At 51.1% G+C, this 5248-nt stretch carries 7 protein-coding genes; 4 read left to right on the forward strand and 3 right to left on the reverse strand.

What is annotated here, in order from left to right:
- From Q0386_RS07500 to Q0386_RS07515, 4 genes are all read left to right on the forward strand, one after another.
- Positions 1-479: class I SAM-dependent methyltransferase family protein (locus tag Q0386_RS07500; protein WP_299029284.1), on the forward strand; the 479-nt coding region annotated here is incomplete at its 5' end.
- Between the two features lie 541 nt (positions 480-1020).
- Positions 1021-2553, forward strand: a complete 1533-nt coding sequence (locus Q0386_RS07505; protein WP_299029286.1) for a phosphatase PAP2/dual specificity phosphatase family protein — start codon at positions 1021-1023, stop codon at positions 2551-2553.
- 192 nt (positions 2554-2745) lie between these two features.
- Complete coding sequence (locus Q0386_RS07510; RefSeq protein ID WP_299029288.1) at positions 2746-2877, forward strand: hypothetical protein; 132 nt, start codon at positions 2746-2748, stop codon at positions 2875-2877.
- Positions 2871-3194 (forward strand): hypothetical protein, encoded by a 324-nt coding sequence (locus Q0386_RS07515; protein ID WP_299029291.1) that lies wholly within the window; start codon positions 2871-2873, stop codon positions 3192-3194. The genes Q0386_RS07510 and Q0386_RS07515 overlap by 7 nt, the downstream gene beginning before the upstream one ends.
- 314 nt (positions 3195-3508) lie before the next feature.
- Here Q0386_RS07515 and Q0386_RS07520 read toward each other — a convergent pair whose 3' ends face one another.
- The 3 genes from Q0386_RS07520 to Q0386_RS07530 form a co-directional block, all read right to left on the reverse strand.
- Positions 3509-4300 (reverse strand): UDP-N-acetylmuramate dehydrogenase, encoded by a 792-nt coding sequence (locus Q0386_RS07520; RefSeq protein ID WP_299029293.1) that lies wholly within the window; start codon positions 4298-4300, stop codon positions 3509-3511.
- Between the two features lie 175 nt (positions 4301-4475).
- The gene (locus Q0386_RS07525; RefSeq protein ID WP_299029296.1) at positions 4476-4613 is read right to left on the reverse strand and encodes a hypothetical protein; all 138 of its coding nucleotides are present in this window, start codon (positions 4611-4613) and stop codon (positions 4476-4478) included.
- A 222-nt stretch (positions 4614-4835) separates the two neighbouring features.
- On the reverse strand, positions 4836-5248 hold a 413-nt coding region (locus Q0386_RS07530), incomplete at its 5' end, for an MqnA/MqnD/SBP family protein (RefSeq protein ID WP_367272401.1).

A 5248-nucleotide genomic window follows, 5' to 3' on the forward strand; every position in this document is an offset into this window, starting at 1 on the left:
ACGCCGCGCAGGGGCATAAATTTGAGCGCATAACGCTACGCGACTACAGCGACATAAACGTAAAAGCCGGCAGTGAAATGATAAAAGAGCGCGGGCTGCAGGACGTCGCGAGCTTTACGCAGGCAAATGCGTTTGAAGCCGCTAGCTACGATGGTCTGCAGGACGCATATACGCTAGGCGTCGTGTCGGGACTGTTTGAGCTTTTTCCTGATAACTCAGTCGTGCGCACCGCGCTACAAGGCTTTTCAAGCAGCGTAAAAAGCGGCGGCTACCTAATCTACACCAACCAGCCGTGGCACCCGCAGCTCGAGATGATCGCGCGCGCTCTATCTAGCCACAGGCAGGGTGCGGCGTGGATCATGCGCCGCCGTAGCCAAGCCGAGATGGATCAGCTCGTGGAAAATGCGGGATTTAAAAAAGTAAAAGAGTGGATAGATGGGGATGGGATATTTAGCGTTAGTTTAGCTGTTAAAATTTAGCGGCTCGTCTCGTGAGTGCTTTTCCGAGATTTCGCAAAATTTTCGCTCTGCAGGCTATAGCCTAGCGCACGCTCAATTTTGCTTCAAAACTCGAAAAATCATCTCGCGATACTTCGCCTTATCGTTTTACGTTTAAATTTGAACTCAAATTTTGTAAATTTGAGTTGCCGAGACCCGTACCGCAAAAATGCTAAATTTAAATTTGCGACGCTTTGCATCAGCAAAGCAGTGTCGCTACATCATCTCACGTCGTAGGGGTTGGGGGATCGTTAAGGGGGAAGGGAGCTCTTTTGCTTCGCTAGCGCTCGCAACTGCTAGCAGAGCGTAATTCAAGCCCCTTCCCCCTTAACAAAAAAGATTGACTTGCACAAAAAGTTTAATTCATAACGATAAATTTGACTAATTCAAATTTAGTACCTTAAAGATGCGGGTCTCGGTGCGTAAAGTTTACAAATTTGCGTCAAGCAAACGATCTCGGACCGATAAATCCGTAAAAACGCAAATCCGCTAAAATTTGATAGAATTAGCAAAAAAGGCAAAAATGAAAACAAAACCGTTTTTATCGCAGCTGGCCGCGCTAGTCGTCGTTGCGGCGATATTTTACGCTAGCTACAGCGCTACAAACGCCCTCGCGAGCGCTCGCGCGAACGTGCCCGAGATTTATTTCGCGTGGGAGCGCGCACTGCCGTTTTGGGCGTGGAGTATCGTGCCGTACTGGTCGCTAAATTTACTCTACGCTCTTGGATTTTTCCTCTGCCGTGACGCTAGGGAGCTCGCGCGCTACGTTACGCAGCTGCTAGCCGCGCAGATGATCGCGACGCTGTTTTTTATCGCTTTTCCTCTGCAAATGTCGTGGGAGAAGCCCGCGGTTTCGGGCCTTAGCGGCTTTTTGTTCTCAAGCCTCGCCGCCTTTGACCTCCCGTTTAATCAAGCTCCGTCGCTACACATCATACTTTGCGTCGTGGTGGGCGCATTTTACCTTCGCAAGGCGCGCGCGGTTTGGCTCAAGGCGGCGCTTGTCGCGTGGTTTGCGCTCATCGGCCTTAGCGTACTGACCACGTATCAGCACCATTTTATCGACATTCCGACAGGGATGGCTGCGGGATGCCTCGTGCTTCTGATTCGTCCGCCAGAGGGCGCGCCGCTTAGATTTGCCATGGCTAGGGAGGCCGCTCGCTACAAATGGGCGGCGCTATATCTAGGGCTTGCGTTTTTGACGCTTTTTGGGGCGATTTTGGGAGCTAAAATTTGGGGCGCGTGGATGCTGTGGCTATCGTGGGCGAGCTTTAGTTTCGCGCTGGTTGCTTGCGGTTATGCGTTTTTAGGCGCGGGAGTTTTTGCTAAAAACGGGCAAGGCCGTCACGCCGCCGCGGCTAAAGCTTTACTTTTCCCCTATCTTTGCGTAGTGCGGTTAAATGCGCTTTTTTGGCTGCGCGGACGCCGGCTTTCAGACGAGATTTTACCCGGGCTGTATCTAGGCTCGGTTAAGCAGGCGGGCAAATTTGACGCGGTGCTGGACTGTGCGGCCGAGTTTGAGCGGCCTGGCGGCGCGCAAATTTATGCGAGCCTACCTATGCTAGATATGATAACGCCGAGCGAGGACGAGCTAAAACGCGGCGCGGACGAACTCGATCAGCTCGTAAAAACGACTCTTTGTGGCGGCGAAAATTTGCAGCAAAGGGCGGCGGAGATAGGATCAAATTTTAGCGCCAAGGCAGGCTACGCGCACGGGCGAGATTTTAAATTTCACGAGCAAGCGAGCCCGCGGGTAAATTTGCAAACGCGCGGCTCGGCAAATGAAAGCAAGATCGCCGAGACAGGGCAAATTCTCACGGACTCAAACGAACGAGCCGCCGAAGCAAACGATAAAAAGGTGCTAGTGTGCTGCGCGCTGGGCTACGGTAGGAGCGCGTCGGTGCTGCTTGCTTGGCTGGTGATTTACGCGAGACTAGGCTTTGACGAGGCGCTAAATTTGCTAAAATCTCGCCGCGAAAAGATCGCAGTCGCTAGCTCGCTGCGCGATCGGATAGCGCGGCTAGCCGCAGAAGCCCGCGTAAATTCGAAAGCGGAGTAAAGACCAACTAAATTCGCAAAAGCAAGTGCGGCAAATTTAAGCGCGAAATAGGCGCAGGCTAAATTTGATCAAGTCCGGTTTGAGGGATCAAATTTAAAAATTTGCGGACAAAAAACAAGCGGCATTGCAAAATTCTCGGCGAAAATGAACGGGAATTTAACCAAAGGCAAACACCCAAAAAGAGGAGGGAAAATGACGAATGCGGAGCAAAACGAAAAATCGGCGCAAGGCGGGGAGCGGGAATGCCGCCAAAGTACGGACGATAGAGCCTTGGCGCTGGTTACGGCTAGATTTTTAGCGACGCACAGGCTGTTTTTTTGTTAAATTTACTTCAGCTAGCCGTCTGTCTTACTATTTTTACACATTTTGCCGTTATTGCGGGCTTTTTGACGGCTTTTGCGGCTCTGTTTTATCTGCACGTTAGGCTGCATTTTGATACGCTGATTTTTAGAGATTTTGCGGAGGGGAGGCTTGATTGCGGTAAATTTGACGCGGCGCTTGCGGAGCTAAATTTAGCTAGCAAGCCACCTAAAATCCGCGATATGAAAAGTCGCTGCGCCGGAGCTTTGCGGCTATATAAATTAACGGCCGCGCTTACTCTCGCCATCGTCGCGGCTTTAGCGGGTTACTATCTGAGCTAAATTTGCTTACCCGCTTAGACGGTTACGGAACGCCGATTTAGACGATCGCGTCGGTTTGGCGCGCAAAATTCAACAACTGTTTTTCATGGCGAGATAAACGGGATAAAATTGATTACTTTTGCGGGCTATTTTTGTAGCGACTATTTTAAGCGATGAAACAGCGGCTAGTATCGCCGACGCACCCTATTCGAGCGCTTTTAAATTTGACGATTTCATCGGTATTTTAAAATTTCAAAGCATAAAAAAATCCAGTGCAAAAAGACGAAATAGACAACCGAGCAAGTTTAGTCGGGGCAAAATATACGAATTCCTTTTTATAGCACCACGACTTCGGTTTCCAGTTCGATACCGAATTCCTCAAAAACGCGGCTTTGCGCTAAATTTATGAGCGCAATCACATCCTCAAAGCTCGCGCTGCCGAAATTTATGATGAAATTTGCGTGCTGCTCGCTAAATTTCGCTCCGCCGATCGCGTGGCCTTTTAATCCCGCCGCTTCGATCAGCCTGCCTGCGGCGTCATTCGGCGGGTTTTTAAAGCAGCTTCCAAAGCTTGCTCCCTTTGGCTGGTTGGCGCGTTTGGCGGCGAAATCCGCGGCGAGCGAGACATCAAAACCGCGTGAAATTTTAAACTCGGCGCCTAAAATCGGCTCCTTGATCCCGCTTCTTCGGTAGCCGAAGCTTATCCGCTCGCGCTCCACCCAGCTGCGCGTTAGGCGCACGGCAAGCAGGCTATCGCTGATGCTAGCGCCGGCAAGCCCCGCGTTCATTTTGATTAGCCCGCCGAGCTGCCCTGGGATGTTGCGCAAAAACTCAAAGCCGCCGAGGCCTTGCTTTTTAGCGAAGTTGTAAATTTTGCCCGACTTCGTCGCAGCCCCGATACTAAGGACATCGCCGCTTAGGCTTATGCGGTCGAACTCCTCGCTTAGCATCGCAAGGTGCGGCGGCGCGGGCGAGATGAGCAGATTATTGCCGCCGCCGATAATCGCGCGCTCGCGGATACTCTCAAACTCCGCAAAATCGGCCTCGTCTTTTAAAATTTGCACCGCGAAGCTCCCGCCGATGCGCACGGAGGTGTATTTGCTAAAATCTATCTGCTTTGTTTTCAAAATTTTGCCTTTTAAATTTCATTTTTTGGTTTCGTAAATTTAAAATTTCATGCTCGCCGCGTATCGTTTTAAAATTTAGCGATACACCGCCGCGCCGCACGATGCGAAACGCAAACGCTATCTTAAAATTTAACGCTGCTGCTACGATTAAATTTAGCTCGCTTTCAATACGTTTTCAGCGGCGCGCTACATCGCACGCACAGCTCGCACTCTGCGGTACAAAATACAGCTGCGCGTACCTCCGCGTATAAAATTTCATCGCCGCGTAGCCGTAAATTTGAGGCGGAACATCGCACTGCGACAATGGCGCCACAGCACGCGGTCGATTGGCGCAGCTTAGCGGCGATACATTACCGCTACGACAAAAGCGATATAAAATTCTACCACGCGTCTGCTTTTACGCCGAAGTAAAATTTTAGCCGAGGCGCAAACCCCTTAACGCCTAGAAATTTAGCCGAAACGAAGGGGTAGTATTTCGAGCAAAATCAGCCGAAGCAAGGCTTAAATTTCAGCTAAATTTTAACCTCGCCCGCCTTTACATCGGGTTTTGCCCACCGCAGTCCGCGAAACGGATCTCGTTATATTCGCGCGGGATAAAATTCTCCTGCGCACTAAGCGGCGTAGGGTAAAATCCGCGCTCATAACCAAGCTCAAACAGCCTATCCACCGCTCTTATCTGTACCCCCGAAAGCTCGATCGAGGCTTCGTTGGCATAAAGGCTCAGATATTTTTCGAGCTTTGCATCGTCTACGCGGATGAGATTTCGCTCCATCAGCATGTGCGATAAAAAGGGCTTATGCGCGGTGGCGATGCGCACGCCTTCAGTTAGCACGCGCTCGCACTCGATGGCGTCCGTTATTGGCAGGCTGCGGCGAACCGCCATGCCTCCTAGCGGCAGCGGCAGATTTTCGCCCGCTAGCTCGCTCCAGATATCCCAGATCTCGCGCT

Source organism: uncultured Campylobacter sp. (assembly GCF_938045625.1).
In the GTDB taxonomy this organism is placed as follows: domain Bacteria; phylum Campylobacterota; class Campylobacteria; order Campylobacterales; family Campylobacteraceae; genus Campylobacter_A.